The organism is Qipengyuania sp. L-5Y (assembly GCF_056859455.1).
Genome location: NZ_JBSXOM010000032.1, coordinates 15,007 through 35,985, shown reverse-complemented (window position 1 = coordinate 35,985; position 20,979 = coordinate 15,007). Strand labels below are relative to the sequence as shown.

The 20,979-nt window shown below is 59.9% G+C and carries 17 protein-coding genes; 13 read left to right on the top strand and 4 right to left on the bottom strand.

Annotated features, from left to right (window positions below):
* The first annotated feature begins 3 nt into the window (after positions 1-3).
* From AC13F2_RS13795 to AC13F2_RS13755, 9 genes are read left to right on the top strand one after another with little or no spacing between them, the layout of a single operon-like run.
* Positions 4-624 carry an NADH-quinone oxidoreductase subunit J gene (locus tag AC13F2_RS13795; protein ID WP_103023763.1) on the top strand — a complete coding sequence of 207 codons (621 nt, stop codon included), beginning with the start codon at positions 4-6 and terminating at the stop codon, positions 622-624.
* Positions 621-926: an NADH-quinone oxidoreductase subunit NuoK gene (gene nuoK / locus AC13F2_RS13790; RefSeq protein ID WP_103023764.1), complete on the top strand. Its 306-nt coding sequence runs from the start codon at positions 621-623 to the stop codon at positions 924-926. Before AC13F2_RS13795 ends, nuoK begins: the two co-directional genes overlap by 4 nt.
* A gap of 6 nt (positions 927-932) precedes the next feature.
* Entirely contained in the window at positions 933-2,993 is a 2,061-nt protein-coding gene (nuoL, locus tag AC13F2_RS13785; protein ID WP_103023765.1) for an NADH-quinone oxidoreductase subunit L, read from the top strand.
* Positions 2,993-4,537: an NADH-quinone oxidoreductase subunit M gene (locus AC13F2_RS13780; protein ID WP_222828079.1), complete on the top strand. Its 1,545-nt coding sequence runs from the start codon at positions 2,993-2,995 to the stop codon at positions 4,535-4,537. The genes nuoL and AC13F2_RS13780 overlap by 1 nt, the downstream gene beginning before the upstream one ends.
* Entirely contained in the window at positions 4,537-6,000 is a 1,464-nt protein-coding gene (nuoN, locus tag AC13F2_RS13775) for an NADH-quinone oxidoreductase subunit NuoN (RefSeq protein ID WP_482965540.1), read from the top strand. Before AC13F2_RS13780 ends, nuoN begins: the two co-directional genes overlap by 1 nt.
* A complete protein-coding gene (locus AC13F2_RS13770; protein ID WP_397490970.1) occupies positions 5,997-6,719 on the top strand; it encodes a biotin--[acetyl-CoA-carboxylase] ligase in 723 nt (240 codons plus the stop codon). The genes nuoN and AC13F2_RS13770 overlap by 4 nt, the downstream gene beginning before the upstream one ends.
* 3 nt (positions 6,720-6,722) lie before the next feature.
* Positions 6,723-7,496 (top strand): type III pantothenate kinase, encoded by a 774-nt coding sequence (locus AC13F2_RS13765; protein ID WP_103023769.1) that lies wholly within the window; start codon positions 6,723-6,725, stop codon positions 7,494-7,496.
* The gene (locus AC13F2_RS13760; RefSeq protein WP_482965539.1) at positions 7,493-9,142 is read left to right on the top strand and encodes a ribonuclease J; all 1,650 of its coding nucleotides are present in this window, start codon (positions 7,493-7,495) and stop codon (positions 9,140-9,142) included. Before AC13F2_RS13765 ends, AC13F2_RS13760 begins: the two co-directional genes overlap by 4 nt.
* A gap of 11 nt (positions 9,143-9,153) precedes the next feature.
* On the top strand, positions 9,154-9,426 hold the full coding sequence (locus AC13F2_RS13755) for a DUF1467 family protein (RefSeq protein WP_482965538.1): 273 nt from the start codon (positions 9,154-9,156) through the stop codon (positions 9,424-9,426).
* Between the two features lie 3 nt (positions 9,427-9,429).
* Here the strand turns inward: AC13F2_RS13755 and AC13F2_RS13750 are convergent, their stop codons facing one another.
* Complete coding sequence (locus AC13F2_RS13750; protein ID WP_482965537.1) at positions 9,430-12,048, bottom strand: coiled-coil domain-containing protein; 2,619 nt, start codon at positions 12,046-12,048, stop codon at positions 9,430-9,432.
* A gap of 199 nt (positions 12,049-12,247) precedes the next feature.
* Here AC13F2_RS13750 and AC13F2_RS13745 point away from each other — a divergent pair, with 199 nt between their 5' ends.
* Genes AC13F2_RS13745 through AC13F2_RS13735 form a run of 3 tightly spaced genes read left to right on the top strand, consistent with a single transcriptional unit; the run spans position 12,248 to position 15,827 of the window.
* A complete protein-coding gene (locus AC13F2_RS13745) occupies positions 12,248-13,429 on the top strand; it encodes a hypothetical protein (RefSeq protein ID WP_482965536.1) in 1,182 nt (393 codons plus the stop codon).
* A 41-nt stretch (positions 13,430-13,470) separates the two neighbouring features.
* Positions 13,471-14,424, top strand: coding sequence for a hypothetical protein (locus AC13F2_RS13740; protein ID WP_482970473.1), 954 nt, complete (start codon positions 13,471-13,473; stop codon positions 14,422-14,424).
* 2 nt (positions 14,425-14,426) lie between these two features.
* Entirely contained in the window at positions 14,427-15,827 is a 1,401-nt protein-coding gene (locus tag AC13F2_RS13735) for a sensor histidine kinase (protein ID WP_482965535.1), read from the top strand.
* On the opposite strand, the gene AC13F2_RS13730 is transcribed toward AC13F2_RS13735, so the two are convergent.
* Genes AC13F2_RS13730 through gltX form a run of 3 tightly spaced genes read right to left on the bottom strand, consistent with a single transcriptional unit; the run spans position 15,828 to position 18,766 of the window.
* On the bottom strand, positions 15,828-16,019 hold the full coding sequence (locus AC13F2_RS13730) for a hypothetical protein (RefSeq protein WP_103023775.1): 192 nt from the start codon (positions 16,017-16,019) through the stop codon (positions 15,828-15,830).
* Position 16,020: 1 nt separating this feature from the next.
* Positions 16,021-17,307, bottom strand: a complete 1,287-nt coding sequence (locus tag AC13F2_RS13725) for a citrate synthase (protein ID WP_103023776.1) — start codon at positions 17,305-17,307, stop codon at positions 16,021-16,023.
* A 10-nt stretch (positions 17,308-17,317) separates the two neighbouring features.
* A complete protein-coding gene (gene gltX, locus AC13F2_RS13720; protein ID WP_482965534.1) occupies positions 17,318-18,766 on the bottom strand; it encodes a glutamate--tRNA ligase in 1,449 nt (482 codons plus the stop codon).
* A gap of 28 nt (positions 18,767-18,794) precedes the next feature.
* Here gltX and AC13F2_RS13715 point away from each other — a divergent pair, with 28 nt between their 5' ends.
* Positions 18,795-20,978, top strand: coding sequence for a ComEC/Rec2 family competence protein (locus tag AC13F2_RS13715; protein WP_482965533.1), 2,184 nt, complete (start codon positions 18,795-18,797; stop codon positions 20,976-20,978).
* Position 20,979: the final 1 nt, after the last annotated feature.

Here is a 20,979-nt window from a genome sequence, read left to right as displayed (position 1 = left end):
ATCGTGATCCAGACGCTCGCCTTTTATCTTTTCGCTGCGCTCGTCATCGCCAGCGCCGTCATGGTCATCATGGCGCGCAACCCGGTGCACTCGGTGCTTTGGCTGATCCTCGCGTTCTTCAACGCGGCCGGCCTGATGGTTCTGGTCGGTGCGGAGTTCATCGCCGCACTCCTGGTCATCGTTTATGTCGGCGCGGTAGCCGTGCTGTTCCTCTTCGTGGTGATGATGCTCGACATCGATTTCGCCGAACTGCGCGCTGGGTTCGTAAAGAACTTCCCGCTCGGCATCATCATTGCGCTTATCCTGGCGGCGGAGCTGATTTTCGGCATCGGCGCCTACCAGGCCGGACGGATCGAACTCGGCGTTGCGAGTGGTGCGACGTCGCCGATCCTCGATGCGTCGAACACCGCCAGCATCGGTGCAGTCCTGTTCAGCGACTATCTCTTCCTGTTTGAAGCGGCCGGGCTTGTGCTGCTAATCGCCATGATCGGCGCGATCGTATTGACGCACCGCAAGCGCCCCGGTGGGCGCGGACAGCAGAACATCACCAAGCAGGTTCGTCGTAATCCGAACGAGGCAACCGTCATGAAGCAGCCCACCGTGGGCGAGGGGGTCGAGCTGTGATCGGTATCGAGCATTATATCGTGGTGAGTGCGATGCTCTTCGTACTCGGTGTGCTTGGCATCTTCCTCAATCGGAAGAACATCATCGTCATCCTGATGGCGATCGAGCTCATCCTGCTCAGCGTTAACATTCAACTCGTTGCCTTCAGCGCGTTTCTTGGCGATCTGGTCGGACAGGTATTTGCGATGTTCGTCTTGACCGTCGCAGCGGCCGAAGCCGCAATCGGGCTCGCCATTCTCGTGATCTATTTCCGTGGCCGCGGCACCATCGCGGTAGACGATGTCGACCGGCTCAAGGGGTAAGCCACGGTGCATTCGATACTCATCATTGTTTTTCTGCCGCTAATTGCGGCGATCGTTGCAGGGTTCACCAACAAGTCTGCTCCGAGCGTGTTCGCAAAAGCGATCACGACTGGCGCGCTCTTCATCGGTGCTGCGCTGAGCTGGCCCATTTTCCTGGGCTTCGTGGGTGGTACGTATGAGCCTACTGTCGTGCCGGTGCTCAAATGGGTTCAGTCCGGCACGTTGACGTTCGACTGGGCACTTCGGGTCGACACGCTGACCGCGATCATGCTGGTGGTGATCAACACTGTATCGGCTCTCGTCCACCTATATAGCTGGGGCTATATGGACGAAGACCCGGACCAGCCGCGGTTCTTCGCCTATCTCTCGCTGTTTACTTTCGCCATGCTGATGTTGGTGACGGCAGACAATCTGGTTCAGATGTTCTTCGGTTGGGAAGGCGTTGGCCTCGCGTCCTATCTGCTGATCGGGTTCTGGTTCCGGAAGCCGAGCGCTGGTGCGGCTGCTATCAAGGCTTTCGTCGTCAACCGCGTGGGCGACCTTGGCTTCATGCTCGGAATCTTCGGCACTTACCTGGTGTTCGACACCGTATCGATCAGTGAAATCCTTGCCGCTGCGCCGGGCATGAGCGGAGCGACTATCGGCTTCCTGGGATACACCGTTCAAACAATGGACGTTCTGTGCATCCTCCTTTTCATTGGCGCGATGGGCAAGTCTGCGCAGCTTGGCCTGCACACCTGGCTTCCCGACGCGATGGAGGGCCCAACGCCTGTATCCGCTTTGATCCACGCCGCCACCATGGTGACGGCAGGCGTATTCATGGTTTGTCGTCTGTCCCCGATGTTCGAAGCGGCTCCAGTGGCACTCGGTATGGTCACCTTTGTCGGTGCGGCTACTTGCATTTTCGCAGCGACAGTCGGTACGACGCAGTGGGACATCAAGCGGGTGATCGCGTACTCGACCTGTTCGCAACTCGGCTACATGTTCTTCGCTGCGGGCGTCGGCGCTTATGGCGCGGCGATGTTCCACCTGTTCACACACGCTTTTTTCAAGGCGCTGCTGTTCTTGGGCGCCGGTTCCGTCATCCACGCGATGCACCACGAGCAGGATATGCGCTATTACGGCGCGCTTCGTAAGCACATCCCGCTCACATTCTGGGCGATGATGGCAGGTACGCTCGCGATCACCGGTGTTGGCATCTACCATCTCGGCGCAGGCTTTGCCGGTTTCTGGTCGAAGGATGCCATCCTCGAGGTCGCCTACGGGCGCGGCACCGAGCTCGGTAACTTCGCTTTCTGGATGGGTACGTTCGCAGCTCTGCTGACCAGTTTCTACAGCTGGCGGCTCATGTTCCTGACGTTCTGGGGCAAGCCGCGCTGGGCGGAAAGTGAGCATATTCAGCACGCCGTCCACCATGGCCATGATGCATCGGACGAACACAATCCTGCATCCCAGGAAGACGCCGGGCATGATGCACATCATCCAGTGCCGTCCAAAGATTACGAAGCAGGCACGGCCGGCTATCATCCGCACGAAAGCCCGCTGACGATGCTTATCCCGCTCGTCATCCTTTCGGTGGGAGCAGTGCTGGCCGGACAGGTTTTCGCACCGACATTCCTCGACGATGCAGCGTTCTGGGGTAGCTCGATCTTCTATAACGAACCGCTGATCCATGCGATGCATGGTGTGCCGTATCTCGTAAAGTATGCCGCCTTTATCGTGATGCTACTTGGACTGCTTGTCGCGTGGTATGCCTATATCAAGGATACGTCGGTGCCGGCGAAAGCTGCCGAACAGCTCGGCCCGGTTTACCGTTTCCTCTACAACAAGTGGTATTTCGACGAGCTATATCACTACCTTTTCGTTGTGCCGGCCTTCTGGCTTGGCCGCCAGTTCTGGAAGCTCGGCGATGTCGGCACGATCGACCGGTTCGGCCCGAACGGCGTTGCCTGGGTGGTCGAGAAGGGCGCCGTTGGTGCCAAAAGGTTCCAGACCGGTTATCTTTATAGTTATGCGCTAGTGATGCTCCTCGGACTTGTCGCGGCGATCACCTGGGTGCTGTTCTGATGGAGTTTCCCATCCTCTCTCTGATGCTCGCGGTTCCGCTCGTCGGCGCCATTGCTTGCCTGTTCCTCGGTGCGCAGAGTGCGCGCATGGTGGCGCTTGTCGCCACGCTCGCGAATCTCGCGCTGGGCGTCGTGCTGTGGCTCAACTACGACATCGGCGGCGCGCAGTGGCAGTTCGTCGAACGGGCCGAGATATTCGCCGGGTTCAGCTACGCTTTGGGCATCGACGGTATCGCACTGATGCTGATCATGCTGAGTGTGTTTCTCATGCCGATCTGCATCCTGGCGAGCTGGGATTCGATCACCAAGCGCGTGGGCGAATACATGAGCGCCTTCCTGCTGATGGAAGTCCTGATGATCGGCGTCTTTGCCGCTCAGGACATGTTCCTGTTCTACATCTTTTTCGAAGCAGGCCTCATTCCGATGTATCTTATCATCGGCGTCTGGGGCGGCGATAACCGTATCTACGCGTCGTACAAATTCTTCCTCTATACGCTTCTCGGGTCGGTGCTGATGCTGATCGCGATGATGTGGATGGTGAATGAGGCAGGCACGACCGACATTCCCACATTACTGAACTACGATTTCGATCCACAAGCGCAAACCTGGCTCTGGCTTGCCTTTTTCGCCAGTTTCGCCGTGAAAATGCCGATGTGGCCGGTGCACACGTGGTTGCCTGACGCACACGTCCAGGCACCGACCGCCGGTTCCGTGATTCTGGCGGGCGTTTTGCTGAAGCTCGGTGGATACGGGTTTATCCGGTTCAGTCTGCCGATGTTCCCGGAAGCCAGCGCTCAGTTTACCTGGCTGGTTTTCATCCTGTCGATGATTGCCGTGATTTACACTTCGCTCGTCGCTCTCGTGCAGAACGACATGAAGAAGCTGATCGCCTATTCCTCGGTCGCCCATATGGCGATCGTTACGGCCGGTCTGTTCGCCTTCAATGCGCAGGGGCTTGAAGGTGCGATGATGGTCATGCTCGGCCACGGTCTCGTATCGGGCGCGCTCTTCCTGTGCGTGGGTGTAATCTACGATCGGCTGCATACTCGCGAGATTGCACGGTATGGCGGGCTTGCCATCAACATGCCTAAATATGCGCTGTTCTTCATGCTGTTCACGATGGCATCCGTCGGACTGCCGGGCACAAGCAACTTCGTTGGCGAGTTCCTTGCACTGGCAGGCCTTTACAAGGTTTCGACACTGGTGACGCTCGTTTGCACCACCGGCATCATTCTCGGTGCTGCTTACATGCTCTATCTTTACCGCCGCGTGGCTTTTGGCGAACAAGTCAACGAAGATGCCGCGCGGATGCCCGACCTCAATGCCCGCGAATGGGCCATGTTAGCCCCAATCGCGGCCGCCGTGCTGTGGATGGGCGTTTACCCCGAAAGCTTTCTTGCCCCCATGCGTCAGGACATTGCCGCTCTAGAAGCGCGTATCGCGCGCGCCGCACCCCACTTCGACGCCGACAATGTGATCGGCACCCCACGTGAGCATAACGCGAACTACGTCGCTGCTGCGCATGGCGAAGAGGGGGCGCACTGATGTCTTACGCGACGTCTTTTTACCTCACGGGCGCGGAAATCGGCCTGTCGCTCGCGGCACTCGCTTTGCTGCTGGTTGCGGCATGGACTGGAACGAAATCGGCCAGGATCGTCACTATCCTCAGTGTTGCGGCACTGGTCGGTGCTGCGATCTTCAGTATGGGTTTGTTTGATCGGGCCGCAGGTGAAGTCGCTGGCCGCGCCTATGGCGATCTCTATCGCGCTGACGCTTTCGGCAGCTTTGCAAAGATCCTGATTTATTTAGCCGCTGCGGCCATTCTTGTAATTACACCGCGTTTCTTCACACAACGGGCGAGCTACCGGGCCGAATATCCGGTGCTGATGCTGTTCAATGCTGTCGGCATGGGCATGATGGTGTCCGCCACCGATTTGATGACCCTGTATATCGGTCTCGAGATGTCTAGCCTGTCGAGCTACGTTCTCGCCAGCTTCCTCAAGGAAGACAGCCGATCCAGTGAAGCCGGTCTGAAGTATTTCGTTCTCGGCGCCTTGGCATCCGGCATCATTCTTTACGGTGTGAGCCTGGTCTATGGCTTCACCGGATCGACGAATTACGAAGGTATCCGCGCCGCATTCGATGCAGGTTTTTCGACCGGCGCATTGTTCGGTGTGGTTTTCGTGCTCGCCGGCCTGGCCTTCAAGGTTAGCGCCGTGCCGTTCCACATGTGGACGCCGGACGTCTACGAAGGCGCACCCACGCCAGTCACGGCTTTCTTCGCTACCGCGCCAAAAGTAGCTGCCATGGCAATGCTTTTGCGCATGGCCATGGATCCGTTTGGCGGCGAAGTGGACAGTTGGCGTCAGATCGTCATTTTCGCAGCACTCGCTTCGATCGTGGTCGGTGCCCTGGGCGCAATTGGCCAGCAGAACCTCAAGCGCCTGCTTGCCTATTCATCGATCAATAACGTTGGCTTCATTCTCATCGGTCTTGCGGCTGCGACCCCCGCAGGCGTGGCTGCATCGCTTACGTATTTGGCTATCTACGTTGCGATGGTTCTCGGAAGCTTCACCGCGCTGTTGATGCTGCGCGATCCCGCCGGCAACAATCTCGAGACGTTTACCGACATATCCGGTCTTTCGACCAAGCGACCGGCTCTGGCTTGGGCCTTGCTCGCGCTGATGTTCAGCCTTGCCGGTATACCGCCCCTGTTCGGCTTCTGGGGCAAATTTGTCGTCTTCCAGGCCGCGGTACAGGCTGATCTTGTCGCTCTGGCTGCAATCGGCATAGCCGCGAGCGTGATCGGCGCTTTCTATTATTTGAAGTTCATCAAGGTCATGTTCTTCGATGAGCCACTGCGCGAGATTGAAACGGAGAGTCCAGTGTCGCATTGGGCAGTGCTTGCGATCTGTGTCGCAATCATCTCGCCGCTCGGTTACCTCCTTACCTTGCCGCTTGGTGACTGGACGGCGCAGGCTGCAGCCTCTTTCGTCGCGGCGATGTGATCCGCTTCGTCACCGAAACCGGTTCTACCAATACGGACCTTGCTAGCGAACTGCGTGCGGGCATGGCAGTGCCCGAAGGCGAGTGGTTGGTAGCCGACCGACAGGTGTCGGGCCGCGGGCGTCAGGGGCGCGCCTGGTTCGATGGTTACGGCAACTTCATGGGCTCGACCGTGGTACACCTGTCACCCCGTGATCCCAATCCGGCAACGCTTGCCCTTGTCGCTGGCGTGGCCGCATATGAAGCTGTTTCGGGCGTTCTTGCCGATCCGAGCTTATTGAAGCTCAAGTGGCCAAACGACCTTCTTCTACGGAATGCAAAGCTCGCCGGCATCCTCCTCGAGCGGGAAGGGAATGCCGTGATCGTCGGTATGGGGGTCAATCTCGTCGCCGCTCCGGATTTGCCCGATCGCAAAACGATTGCGTTGACAAACTTCGGGCCGCCTCCGGACCGTGAAATCTTCGCACGTTCATTATCCTATGCGTTCGATCAGGAGCTTGATCGTTGGCGGACCTACGGGCTCGAACCTCTCATTCGGCGCTGGGAGAGTGTTGCACACCCAAGAGGAGCATCGCTCACGGTTAATGTACCGGGCGAGCAGCGTATCGAAGGGGCATTCGACGGTCTCACAGCAGAAGGCACCCTGCTACTGCGCTTGGAGGATGGCTCGACGCGTGCCATTCACGCAGGTGACGTAATGCTCGCGAATGAAGGGAACTGAGCGATGTTGCTCGCTGCCGATGTCGGAAATACGAATGTTGTTTTCGCGCTGATCGAAGGGCGAGAGATAAAGTCGCGCTGGCGTATAGCAACCGACCCGCGCCGAACGGGTGACGAGTATGCTGTGTGGTTGCTCCAGCTCGCCGAATTTCAGGGCTTCGACAAGAGCGACATTACACAGGTCATCATCGGTTCGGTCGTCCCCCGCGCGATCCACAATCTCACTGTCCTATCCGAGAAGTATCTCGGCATAACGCCGCTTATTGCTGGGCAGGACGGGGCGCAATGGGGCTTCGAGCTGGACATCGAACAACCCAGTTCGCTGGGCGCCGATCGGGCGCTAAATACGCTGGCTGCTCATGCGAAATACGACGGTGACCTGATCCTCGTCGATTTCGGTACTGCGACGACGTTTGATGTCATCGATTTCAACGGTGCTTACAAGGGTGGCATCATTGCACCCGGCATCAATCTTTCGCTCGATGCCTTGGTCGGCAACACGGCTAAGCTTCCACGCATTGCGATAGAAAAACCCGCCAATGACAGCGTTATCGGGCGCAATACCGAAAGCCAGATGCTTATCGGTGTCTTCTGGGGCTATGTCGCCTTGATCGAAGGGCTGATTGCCCGAATGAAGAAAGAAATCGGTCGTCCTGCAAGAGTAGTTGCAACAGGCGGACTAGCCATTCTGTTCGACGAGCATACCGACTTGTTCGATGCAGTCGATGCCGACCTTACGTTGGAAGGTTTGGCCATATTAGCGGAGCGAGCGGCTTGAAGAAGGATTTCACCCCCGAAGACGAACTGCTTTTCCTCGCACTTGGCGGGTCGGGCGAAATCGGAATGAACGTCAATCTCTATGGTTGCCAGGGCCGATGGTTGATGGTCGATCTGGGCATGACCTTCTCGGGAGATCAATACCCCGGTGTGGATCTGGTCTTTGCAGATCTGGAATTCATCGAGGATCGTGCCGACAAGCTTGATGCGATCGTCCTGACTCATGCACACGAAGATCATATCGGCGCGGTACCGTATTTCGCTGCCGAACTGAACGTGCCTATCTACGCCACGCCGTTCACGGCTGACCTTGTGCGGCGAAAGCTTGAAGAAGCTGGATTGGTGGGCAGGGTGGAATTGCGGGTGATCGACGCCGATCATGGCAGCTTCACAGTCGGCCCTTTCGAAATAACATATATTCCGCTGGCGCACTCTATTGCCGAAGGCAACGCCTTGCTGATCGAGACACCGCACGGCCGCGTGTTTCATACGGGCGACTGGAAGCTCGACGAAGATCCGATCATCGGCGAGCCGACCACTGAAGAAGAACTGGCCGCAATCGGAGACGAGGGCGTTCTTGCGCTGGTTTGCGATAGCACCAACGTTTTCAATCCTTCCCCGAGCGGATCTGAAGGCGCGGTGCACAAGGGTCTGCTGGAAGAGGTGCAACGCCACAGCGGGAAGCGTGTTCTGGTCACCACTTTTGCCAGCAATGTCGCCCGCCTCCAGACGCTGGGCGATGTAGCGCGCGAGACTGGCCGTCAGCTATGCGTTGCGGGACGGTCGCTCGACCGAATTATCGAAGTGGCGCAGGACAACGGCTATCTCGAAGATCTGCCTGAGCTTATCGATTTCGATAGCGCCATGAGCCTTCCGCGTGGTGAAGTGTTGATACTGGCCACGGGCGGGCAGGGCGAACCGCGCGCAGCCTTGGCCCGCATTGCCGATGAAAATCACCCACTCGAACTTGTCAGCGGCGACGTGGTGCTATTTTCCAGTCGTCAGATTCCGGGCAACGAGATTTCCATCGGTGCAGTGCAGAACAAGCTGGCCGAACGAGGCATCACCATGGTGACCGATCGCCAGAGCATGATACACGTTTCCGGCCATCCCGGACGTCCGGAACTCGAAGCCCTTTATGGGTGGCTTCGGCCCGATATCCTCGTGCCCGTTCACGGCGAAATGCGGCACATGCAGGAGCAGGGTAGGTTGGGGAAGGCCAGCGGCATCCCCGATCAGGTCGTCCAGCAAAATGGCGACATGGTTCGATTGGCTCCAGGCGCACCCGGAAAAATCGGAGATGTCCGCACCGGCCGCCTCGTCCTCGACGGCGATATAATCGTACCGGCCGACGGAGAGGCGATTGCCATGCGGCGGCGCATCATGCGCGAAGGCGTCGTGATCGTCGCGCTGGACGGCGACCTCAATCCCAGGATCGACAGTCTCGGATTGCCGCTCGACGAAGATTATGCCGATTTCGTCACCGAAGCGACGTCAGATATCAGAAGCGCCATCGGCAAATTGCGCGGTGCGGATCGACGCAACGAACAGAGCGTGCACGAAGCCGCACGGCTTGCAGCACGGCGGGCTGCGCAACGGTGGTCGGGCAAGCGGCCGCAAGTCCGTGTGATTGTCCCCAATCTATAGGAGCCAAGGCGATGCAGTGGACGAGCGTCCTCGCCATTTATTTCCTGTTCTTCGTGTTCAGCGCGTTCATCCTGCTGCCCTTCGGCGTGCGGACACATGACGAGGCGGGGCTCGAGATGGTGCCGGGGCAGGCTGACAGCGCACCGGCTGAATTCCGCGGAGGACGCTTGCTGCTGCGCGCAGTGGTCCTCGCGGCATTCGTGACGACGGCCTATGTGCTGAACTACATCTACGGTTGGATCACCGTGAACGACATCATGTTCTGGGGGCCGTGGGCGGACTGACCTCTACCGCAAGCGCTCCAGCGCCTGGGCGAGAACTACGTATAACTTACCCATATCGCTGCTGAGCAGCGTAACGCTGACGGCGTTGCCGTCGCGGGTGGAGAGCATGGTGCGGAGCATGGCTTCGAAGTCGTGAATGTAGCGACTGACGTGTTCGCGGAAGTCGTGGTCGCTGTCGTACAGATCGGCGATCTCGCGTGCCTCGGCATTATCGAGGAGGCGCACGGCACGGCGGGTGAATATCCCGCGATCGCCCCGCAGATAGCTGGCCCAGGCGGTGTCGGTAATCTCGGTGGAGAGCGCCTTGGCGATATCGATCGCATTCGAGTTCAGGCTTTCGCTGATGAGCGCGACGCGGCGCGAGAAGTCGTTGCCGACATCCTCGGTCGCCCGTTCGCGGGCATGCGCTATGCGGCTTTCCAGATTGCCCGTGAGTTCGTTGACCTTCGCCAGCTGATCGCGGAGCTGACGCATGACCTCGCGCCCGGTCTCTGCCGACCGTTCGGTCGCAGCATCGAGCGAAGCGATGGCCTGTTCGGTGTGTTCCTGAAGGGACCTGTCGATCGCCTCGGCGCTCTGCTCGCCTACCTTTTCAGCGATCCGTGCGATCCGCTCAGCCTGTTCGGCCTCGATCGCGGTCAGCGCGTTGCGCGCGCTGCTTTCCAGTGAGGCGATCGCGTCGCGCAGTTCACCCTGCGCATGGGCTGAGAGTTCCCGGCTCTCGTCGCTGAGAGCTGCAACACTTGCGCGCAAACGCTCAATCCCATCGACCTGAGCGGCGGCAGTTTCGCCAAAGCGAGCCTGGAATTCATCGACACCGTTCATCGCGTCACGGCTGCGGGCTTCGGCAGCTGCCATGCTGGACGTCAGCATCTCGCCAGAGGCTTTTGCCTGATCGAGCAGGTTGCGAACCTCGTCGGCGCGGTGTTCGATGTTGGCCAAGCGCGTTTCGCTGGCTTCCATGGCGACAGGAAGGTCTTCGCGGCTATGCTTGGCGCTCGCCTGGATCAGTTCGAGCAGGCGCACGCTGGCATCGGTCAGCGATGAAACAGCCATGTCCGTTCCGTCCAGCGCATCGCGGCTTTCGGCCAGTTTCGCATTGAGCGCTTCGATCCCTTCGGAGAGTTCGACGCGTGCTTCACGTCCGTGCGACGAAACCCGTTCGAACGTCGTGCTGAGGGCTGCAATTCTGTCACCGAGCTCTTCGCCTTCCGCTGCCAGGAGCGAAAGCTGTTCTGCCTGCTGGGCGCGACGATCCGAGATCGCTTCGTCGAGCCGGGCGAAATGGTCGGTCAGGCTGGCGTGCGCGGCTTCTTCCGCCTCTCGGAATGCGGCTTGGCGTTTACCCGTTTCTTCTGCGAAGAGCCGGTTCCGCTCGGCAATCCTGCCGTCGACAGCTTCTGCTTCGCTGAACAATTCCTGCAATTTGGAATTGGCAGAATCGAGCGCTTCCTGGTCGATACGGGCAACGGCAGCAACCGCTTCGCTGAGGCGCTTCTGCATGGCTTCGATTTGACTTGCCCAAGCCGAAAGAGCAGCAGCTTCGCCATCGCGCACTTCATCGGCAAATTCGCTGCTTTCGCGCCGAATCTTCTCCAGACGGTGGTTGAGTTCATCCATCGCCGCTTCGCGTTCGGCAGCCGATGCGGCTTCCGTATCGGCCATTTCATGCCGCAGGCTTTCGAAGCGACTGCGGATCGACGCCAGTGCGTCGACTTCCCTGCTGTCCAGTTCGCCGCGGAAGATCTCACTGTTTTCACGAAGTTCGCTAAACCGCTGTTCCGTAATATCGGCAAGCTGATCGGCCTGCGCCGCGAATGCTTCGAGAGACGCATCGACACGTTTGCGCAGTGACGCGACCTGCCTTTCGCTGGCCGCGCCAAATTCGTTGAGCCGCTGGAAGCCTTCGATCAGGTCGTCGAGATGGCCGCTCGCCTGACGACCGGCGCCGCCGATCTGGTTGGACACATCCTTTGCCGAATTCGCTATGACGGGCAGGTTGTTCCGCAACTTGTCCATATTGTCCAAAGCGTTGGCACTGACAGTGGCGATCGTTTCCACCCGGTCACCGTTTTCGACGATCAGAGCTTGCAGGCGATCGGCATGTTCCGAAAGACGGTCCGTCGCAGTGCGGCCAAGGTAATCCAGGTCCCGCGTCTGGCTCGTGAGGAATTCCCGCGCGAGGCTCAATTCCCGGTTGATGACGGCCAGTCGAGCTTCAAGCTCTGCCGATTGGGTCGACAGGGAATAAGCGACCTGTGAAAACCGTCGCGCTTCCCGGGTCGAGTTCCTCATGGCGACAAGCCACAGCGCAACTACGAGCAATACAGGCACGGCCCATTGCGATACGAGTGCGGTCCAAGCGGCGGGGTCGGTGCCGGCCATTATTTCGGCCTGACGTGCCCAGAGGAAGAAGGCAGTCCAGCCAAGCACGGCGAAAATTGCCAAGGCAGGTGCAACCCACCGTCTCGCCTGGCCAGGCTCGTCTTCCGACCAATCTTCTTCGAAGAGAGGTTCATCTTCGACGGAGGTTTCATCAATAACACCCTGGGAATTAGCCATTTCCGGAGCATCTACTTCAGCCGGGTGATCGACTGCCTGTATCAATGGGTGCTTTGTCATCGAGGTTAAATCTATCACCAATCCGCACAGCCTTAAACTCTAATTAACCTCTTTACCGGGGAGTGTGACCGCGACGTATCACTTACCCTTACCAGACTATCTGTCGCTTGCTCTCACAGAAAATGTAACGACTGGGTTGGCGACCACCCATTACCGCCCCTAGAAGCGGCTTTCGTCATTCAGAACCTGTCCGGAGTTAATGTTGCGCATCGCCCTGCTGTCTGTGCTTGATGGCCAATCCGATCCGCGCAAAGTGCCAGCCCCTTTTCGCAGGCTGGCAGGCGCGCGGCTAGTCGAACGACAGCTCGACATCGCGCTGGCGGCCGGATGCGAGAGCATCGCGTGCCTCGTCAATGTGGTCGGCCGGGAGGTGATGGACCTGCAGCACCGCGCAGAGGCCGCCGGGGCGCGGTTCATAGCAATTCGCGAACCGCGGAAACTGTCCGGACTGGTGACTGCGAGCGACGAGTTGCTCGTTATCGCGCCCGGTATCCTGCCCGATGACGAGGTCATCCTGCGCCACCTGGCGAAGCCGTGTATTCTCGCTTTTCCAGAAGATCCGGCAATCAACCGGGGCTACGAACGCATCGATGCGCATTTCGCCTGGGCAGGTGCATTGCTGACGAAGGGCAATGCGGTTGAAACCCTCGCACAGCTTCCTGGCGACATTGATGCGCCTTCGGCTCTTTTGCGGATAGCGTTGCAGAGCGGAATGAGGACCGTCCCGCTGGAAACGCGGCTCCTGGAAGAACATATCTGGTTGCGGGATCCGTCTCCCGAAGAGCTAGCCTTCCGCGAAAAAAGCTGGGTTTCGGGCCATGCGGATGTTGCTGCGTTTACCGCACCCGGCCTCGCCATCGCCGAGCGCATGGGAGTGCGGCTTGCGCAGGACACGATCGGCGGGCGCTTGCCGAGAATTCTCGCCCTAAGTGCCGCGCTCTCCGGGCTTCTCGCGCTGTCGTCGGCGATCGGGGGCTGGCTGCTGCCTGCCTTCGGCCTGGCGATCCTGGCGGCCTTGCTTTTCGCGATGGAAGAAGTGGTGAGGCGCGTATCCAATGCAGGGCAGGTCAAACCCCGCGTGCCGCCGTTAATTCAGGCGATCACGATCCTGTTCGACCCGTTGCTGGTCATATTGATAGCTCTGGCTTCACCTGAAGACACCGGTTGGCTGCGGCTTTTCGTGCCAGCAATGCTGTTCGGCCTGCTGCATCTTGGCGACCGGATCAGCGTACCGCGCTGGCGGCGCAGTTATGCCGACAGGGTTCTTTTGACGGTAATGTTGCTTCCCGCGGTGATCCTGGGTGTGACACAACCGGTGGTGGCGGTTCTTTCCCTCGCCATTCTGGTAACACTTTTTCTTACTTCCGGTCCGCGCGACTAACGCGGATTTAACCATGTTAGCTTTACCGACGAACCATGCCGATGCCTGATGCATCCACCCCGGTCGCCGCCGACCACGAAAGCCTGCGCGATGCCCTCGTTCGCGGGAATGCGACCCTTGCGCGTATCGGTCCCATTCTTGCCCACCTGATGGCGACGCCGGACCACTCCCTTTTCAGTGACGAGATCATCGCGCGTATCCGGGGAATGTGTCACCACCTCGCGTGGCAGGTCCTGCGAGCGCAGGCCGAGGCGGCAGGTCAGGCAGGCCGCGAGGCTTTTGCCGAACGACATGGCGCGGCGTTGGCGGAGCATATGCTAGCCACTCCGGGTCTGCTGGCGCATTGCCACGCCCTGGCGCTGGAATGGCAGCTGACGGAACGGCTCGAAACGCAATACGGCATCGATCCTGTACTGTCGCCGCTGGTGCAGGAGCTGATCGCATCCGAAGACAGCGGGCTGGCCAGTTCGGCAATGGCATCGCTGACGGCACAGGCGCGTTTCGCCCAGGCGCAGCGCCGAATGGAATTACCGCTGGCGGAACTGCCGGGGGACATCTTTCACGATTTGCTGATGAACTGGCGTGCCTATAGCGGGCAGCTTCGTTCCGATGCCATGATCCGGGCCGAAGCGAAGTTACGCAACGCCTTCGATGAAGGGGCCGGAAGGATCGCACTGATGTCCCGGGTGATTGCCAGCATGGGCGGCGAGGGCAGGCGGGCGCTCGTTATCGATCATGGCGGGGCAGCCTTCTATCTTACAGCATTGGCAACGCGAACCGGACAATCGAGGGTGGCGGCCGTGCTTTCGACAAATCACGAGCAGACCGCGCGTCTAGCCCTGGGACTGCGCGGCGCCGGTCTCGACAGCGCGGAAGTGGAGCGGCAGGTTCTCCGGATCGATCCGAAGGCGGTGCCCCCTCGCGAGATCGCCGAAATGCCACCTGAAGCCGCCCGACAGATCCTGTCCGAATCTGCAAGCGCTGGAGTCGTGTGATCATGGCCTCTGTCGAAAGCCGGTATATCGCAACTGCCAAGGCCGACGCCGAAGGAAGGTTGATCGAAGCGGACGAGGTGCTGGCGCGGCTGCAGCAAGCCTGTGGCGGGACCATCGGTTCCCGCATCGCCATTCCGGAGCTTCTCGCCCTTGTCGAAAAGGCCCAGAGATATGGTTTGCGCCTCGCCCGTCAGTTCGAGGCTGTGGACGGTGAAAATCGGGTCACGGCGTGGGTCGAAATAGCGCCACAGTCGAGTGACGAGGATGGAGACCCCGGCAGTACCATCGATGTGGTCAGCTGGCATAGCGAGGGTCTTCCGCCGGAAAACGACATCGAGGCTGCGCGCAGGCGTGTCGAGATAAACCGCTATCTTGCCGATTGTACCGCAAGGCTCGATTCCAGCCAGCGGCTGCTCTCCGTCGATACGCAGGCCCCCGATCTAACCGAATTTGCCGATGCGGCCCTTGCTAATGTCGGCAAGCCCTGGACGGAGCTAGTCAGTTTACCAGGCAACAGCCATCAGCAGCCGCTCCATTGGCGTCTGCTCGACGGTACGAAGTGCACCGTCGAGGGATCGAGCCGTAGCTGGACGGCACACCTCGAGCCCTTGGGGCAGCCACAACCGGGCAGCGCGGGTTTCGTCCTATACCTGACGGCCGACAGCCCGTTGTCGGCAGGCCTGACGAACGAACAGGCTGCAGGTCCCGACGGCCCCTCCTTCGGACGAGATCTGACACCTGTCCTGCGCCAACCGATCAACCGGATCATCGCCAATGCGGAAACCATCCGTACGAAGCTGGCGGGACCGCTGGCCGACGAATACAGTTCCTACGCTGCCGACATCGCGACTGCGGCCCAACACCTGCTGGCGTTGATCGACGACCTGTCCGATCTCGAAGTCGTCGAATCGGACGATTTTGCCACGGCACCAGACAGGATCGAACTGGCCGACGTCGCTCGCAGAGCCTGCGGCATATTGGGGGTGAGGGCGCGCGAAAAAGGGATCACGCTCGTGGCGCCTCCGGAAGGGGAAAGCCAGTTGGCGATCGCCGAATTCCGCCGCGTGCTGCAGATTCTGCTGAACCTTGTCGGCAATGCGATCCGGTATTCGCCGGAGGAAAGCCAGGTCTGGATCAGGCTCGATCGGATTGGAAACCGCGCGCTGATCACCGTGGCCGACCAGGGGCACGGTCTTGAAGATGCGCAAAAGGAGCAGGTTTTCGAGAAATTCGAACGCCTTGGCCGCAGCGGGGATGGGGGCTCCGGTTTGGGGCTGTATATCTCACGCCGGATCGCGCGCGCGATGGATGGCGACCTGACGGTCGAAAGCGCGCCGGGTCTTGGCGCGCGTTTTACCCTGTCGGTACCTGCGGCTGATGAAATGCGGGAAGTACCGCGTTGATCAGCGTCTGGCAGACGCCCGCCAGAACAAGAACAACCCGATCAGGAAGGTGATGCTGCCGTAGATGGCCCATTGCCGCTCGGCGAGCATGAAACTTTCTGCAGGCCACATGACAATCCCGAGGCCCTGAAGTGCCCACAGGCCTCCGGAGAGCATGAGAGCTACTCCGAAGACCATGAGGACGAAGCGCATCTTAACGATCGCCGATGGCGACATAGTCGCGCTGGGTCGGACCGGTATAGAGCTGGCGCGGACGGCCGATAACCTGTGCGGGATCCGAAATCATCTCGTTCCACTGCGCGACCCAGCCGACCGTGCGAGCAAGGGCGAAGAGGGCCGTGAACATGGTGGTCGGGAAGCCGATCGAGTTCAGGATGATGCCGGAATAGAAGTCCACATTGGGGAAGAGCTTCTTTTCCTTGAAGTAATCGTCGTTGAGCGCGAGCTCTTCGAGCCGGAGCGCGGTCTCGAAAACCGGATCGCTGACGTTGAGCGCTTCGAACACTTCGCGAAGCGTTTTCTGCATGACCGTCGCACGCGGATCGTAGTTCTTGTAGACGCGGTGACCGAAGCCCATGAGACGGAACGGGTCGTTCTTGTCCTTGGCGCGTTCGATATAATGCGGGATCTTGTCCGGCGAGCCGATTTCCTGCAGCATGTTGAGCGCGGCTTCGTTCGCGCCGCCATGCGCAGGGCCCCACAGACAGGCAATGCCGGCCGCGATGCAGGCAAAGGGATTTGCACCCGAGGAGCCGGCTAGACGTACGGTCGATGTCGACGCGTTCTGCTCGTGGTCGGCGTGAAGGATGAAAATTCGGTCCATCGCGCGCTCGATTGCAGGATGGATTTCGTATTCTTCAGCCGGAACGCCAAAGGTCATGCGCAGGAAGTTGCCGGTGTAGCTCAGCGAATTCTTCGGCTGCATGAAGGGCTGGCCGACCGAATATTTGTAGGCCATTGCCGCAATCGTCGGCATCTTCGCGATGAGGCGGTGGCTTGCGATCTTGCGCTGTTCGGGGTCCGAAATGTCGGTGCTGTCATGGTAGAACGCCGACAGCGCGCCGACCACACCGCACATGATGGCCATGGGGTGCGCGTCGCGGCGGAAACCCTGGTAAAACTGGCGCAGCTGATCGTGCACCATGGTGTGGCGGGTGATCGTGTAGGTGAAATCGTCGAGCTCGTCCTGCGACGGCAGTTCGCCGTTGAGCAGGAGGTAACTGACTTCCATGAAGCTGGAATTTTCGGCAAGCTGGCCGATCGGATAGCCGCGATGGAGCAGGACCCCTTCTTCGCCATCGATATAGGTCAGCGCGCTTTCGCAGCTTGCCGTCGACTTGTAGCCGGGATCGTAAGTGAACTTGCCCGTCGTTCCGTAAAGCTTGCGGATATCGACCACATCCGGGCCAACACTGCCCTGCAGCACGGGAAATTCCTGGGTTTGTCCACCCAGATCAAGAGTTGCCTGCTTATCGGCCACGCGTGTCTCCTCAGTCGTTCTCTTCGGTGCCTGTGGGCGAGGCCTGCGCGTCTATGCGAAGCAGCGACTCTTCCTTGCCCAACAGGACCAGCACATCGAAAATGCCGGGGGACGTGGTAGTCCCCGTCAGCGCTGCGCGCATGGGCTGCGCGAGCTTGCCAAGGCCCAGTTCGAGCTTCTCAGCATACGATTTCGTAGTGGCTTCCAGAGCCTCGCTTGTCCAGTCATTTTGCACATGCAGCATTTCCGACAATCCGGCGAGGCGCTGGCGCGCTTCATCGTCCAACAGGCCAGTGGCTTTGTCGGTCATTTCCAATGGCCGTTCCGCAAACAGAAACGCCGCGCCCTCAACCAGTTCGTTGATCGATTTCGCACGCGTCTTGAGGACCGGCATGGCCTGGGTCAGAAGATCGAGATCGGCCTGCCTGTCCATTCTCGCAGCCACGATTTTAGCAAGGCGCGCGTCGTCCGCCTCACGGATATAATGGCCGTTGAGGTTCTGGAGCTTCTTGATGTCAAAGCGCGCCGGGCCTTTGCCTACGCCGTCGAGATCGAAAAGTTCTATCGCTTCCGACTTGGTGATTTCTTCACGGTCGCCATGTCCCCAGCCGAGGCGAAGGAGATAATTGAACAGCGCTTCGGGAAGGACACCTTCTTCGTCCCGATAGCCTTCGACGCCGACAGCACCGTGGCGCTTGGACATCTTCGCACCGTCGGGCCCGTGGATCAGCGGAACATGACCATAGACCGGATCGGGCCAACCGCCCTCGATTTCATCCATGGCGCGGATGATCGGCAACTGGCGGAATGCGTTATTGAGATGATCGTCGCCGCGGATCACATGGGTTACACCCATGTCGTGATCATCCACCACAACGGCGAGCATATAGGTCGGGGTCCCGTCGGCACGCAGCAGGACATAGTCGTCGATCTCGGCATTCTTGACCGTAACCTCGCCCTGAACCGCGTCGTGGATCGTGGTTTCCCCGTCGGTCGGAACCTTCAGGCGGACGACGAACGGCGCGCCGTCCGGCGCCTCGCTTTCGCTGCGGTCACGCCAGCGGCGATCATACCGCATGGGCTGCTTGTTTGCCCGCTGTTCGGCTCGCATTTGCTCCAGCTCTTCGGGAGTGGCGAAGCACTTATAGGCGTGGCCGGCTTCCAGCAGTTTGTGGGCAACTTCGGCATGGCGTTCGGCCCGATCGGACTGGAATACGGGGGCATCGTCGAAGTTGAGACCAAGCCAGTCCAGGCCTTCGATAATCTTGTCGATAGCGTCTTGGGTGCTGCGTTTCTGGTCGGTATCCTCGATCCGCAGAAGCGTGCGGCCGCCGTGATGGCGCGCATAGAGCCAGTTGAACAGTGCCGTCCGCGCACCTCCGATATGCAAATAACCGGTAGGAGAGGGAGCGAAGCGGGTGACGACCGGGGAATCCTTGCGGTCACTATCGCTTGCCATTTTCTCTCATTTCCTTTCAAACACTTGCATGGCGAGGCAGGGGACGCCTTCAATACCTATGGGGGATGCGGGCGATACGGCCCACGAGACAGTGCCGCGCACTTGGCGTACGCACGGTGTCTTGTCCAGTTCCGCGCACAAGTTTGAAGCGTTTCTGGAGGCCGCCGAGTTCGACCGCGGGCCCTGGCTTACCGTTGCGTTCGGGTGCGGGATCGGACTGTGGTTCTATCTTGCCGCACCGTGGCAGTGGGTCGCGATGATTTCAGCATTCTTGGGAATGGCTGTTCTCTCGTGGGCGGGTTGGCGCCATCAGCCCGGCCGCGCATTCACTCTTGCCGCAGTTATTTCATTGGCTCTGGCCGTTGCTGCAGGCGCGTCGGTCGTGTGGGCCCGATCGGCGATGGTGGGCGCAGAACCGATTGCCTATCCACGTTTCGAGCGGATCGATGGGCGGGTCCTGAGCCGGGAAGAGCAGCCGGCCGAAGACAGGGTTAGGCTGGTCCTGGCCGCGCGCGACGGCGAGACGGGAAAAGCGCACGCATATCGGGTCAATGTGCCGCTGTCTGCGGACAGCCCGGAATTGCGAGAAGGTGCCAGGGTCAGGCTGTCGGCACGCCTCATGCCTCCGTCACCGCCGATCGTTCCCGGTGCGTACAACTTCGCCAGACGAGCCTGGTTCGATGGGCTTGCCGCAACTGGATCGGCTGTCGGCGATGTTGAGATCATCGAGCCGCCTGGCGCATCCCGACTGTCCATAGCATCCGCTCAGAGACAGCTCTCGCGATATGTTCGAGCCAATCTCGAAGGAACGTCAGGCGCCATCGCAGCTACCCTGGCGAGCGGCGACCGCGGAGCCATTCCCGAAGCGGACGAAGAGGCGATGCGAGATTCCGGGCTGACCCATTTGCTGTCTATCAGCGGCCTTCACGTGAGCGCGATCATAGCTGCGACCTATTTCCTGGTTCTGAAGCTGTTGGCCTTCTGGCCTTGGCTGACGCTGCGCATCCGGCTGCCGCTGGTGGCCGCCGGGGCATCGGCTATCGCTGGTATTGGCTATACACTGCTTACCGGCGCCGAAGTGCCGACCGTGCGTAGCTGTATCGGAGCTCTGCTCGTACTCGTCGCTTTGGCTGTAGGACGAGAACCACTGTCCATGCGGATGATCGCCGTCGCGGCGGGAGTCGTGCTCGCGTTGTGGCCGGAATCGCTCGTCGGGCCGAGTTTCCAGATGAGTTTTGCGGCAGTCATCGCCATCGTATCGCTCCACAATGTGCGTGCGGTACGGGACTTTCTCGCACCGCGACAGGAGAGCTGGCTGCGTCGCATGTCGAGACGGGCGGCAATGCTGTTCCTGACCGGACTGGTCATCGAGTTGGCCTTGATGCCAATCGTCTTATTCCATTTCCATCGCGCCGGCGTTTATGGAGCGGCGGCCAATCTGATCGCCATTCCGCTGGTCACATTCATATCGATGCCGCTGGTGGCGCTTGCTTTGGCGCTCGATCTGATCGGAGCGGGCGCGCCGGCGTGGTGGCTGGTGGGCAAGTCGCTCGACCTGCTGCTGGCCATTGCCCATTTCTTCGCCGAGCAGCCGGGGTCGGTCAAACTTGCGCCGCGTATCGGCATGGGAGCGATAGGGTTATACGTGGGCGGGGCGCTCTGGCTGGCGTTATGGCACGGCAGGGCGCGCCTGCTGGGTTTTGGGCCAATTATCGCCTCTGCCGTGCTGATGATCACCGCCCCGATACCCGATATCCTCATTACGCGTGACGGACGCGACATAGGCGTTGCCAACGAGGCCGAACGGTTGCTGGTTCTGCACGATCGTGAAGGCGGATATGCTCAGGACAATCTGCTCGAACTGGCCGGTACGGATCAGATCCCTATCGAGATTGCCGACTGGCTGCGCAGCCGGTGCAGCGACCAGTTTTGCGTCTTCTCCCTAGAACGGGGTGGGCGACCCTGGTCCGTCCTCGTCGCCCGCAATAGAGATCTCGTGGAAGAGCGGGCACTGGCCGCGGCTTGCATGCGGGCCGACATCGTCATTGCCGACCGGTATCTGCCGTACAGTTGTCGGCCGCGCTGGCTCAAAGCGGACAGAAGATTTCTCGACCGGGAAGGGGGCGCTTCGATCTACCTGGCAGATCAACGGATCGATACGGTCGCCCAGGATCAGGGCGAGCATGGATGGTGGCGCGCGCCGCGTGAGTAGG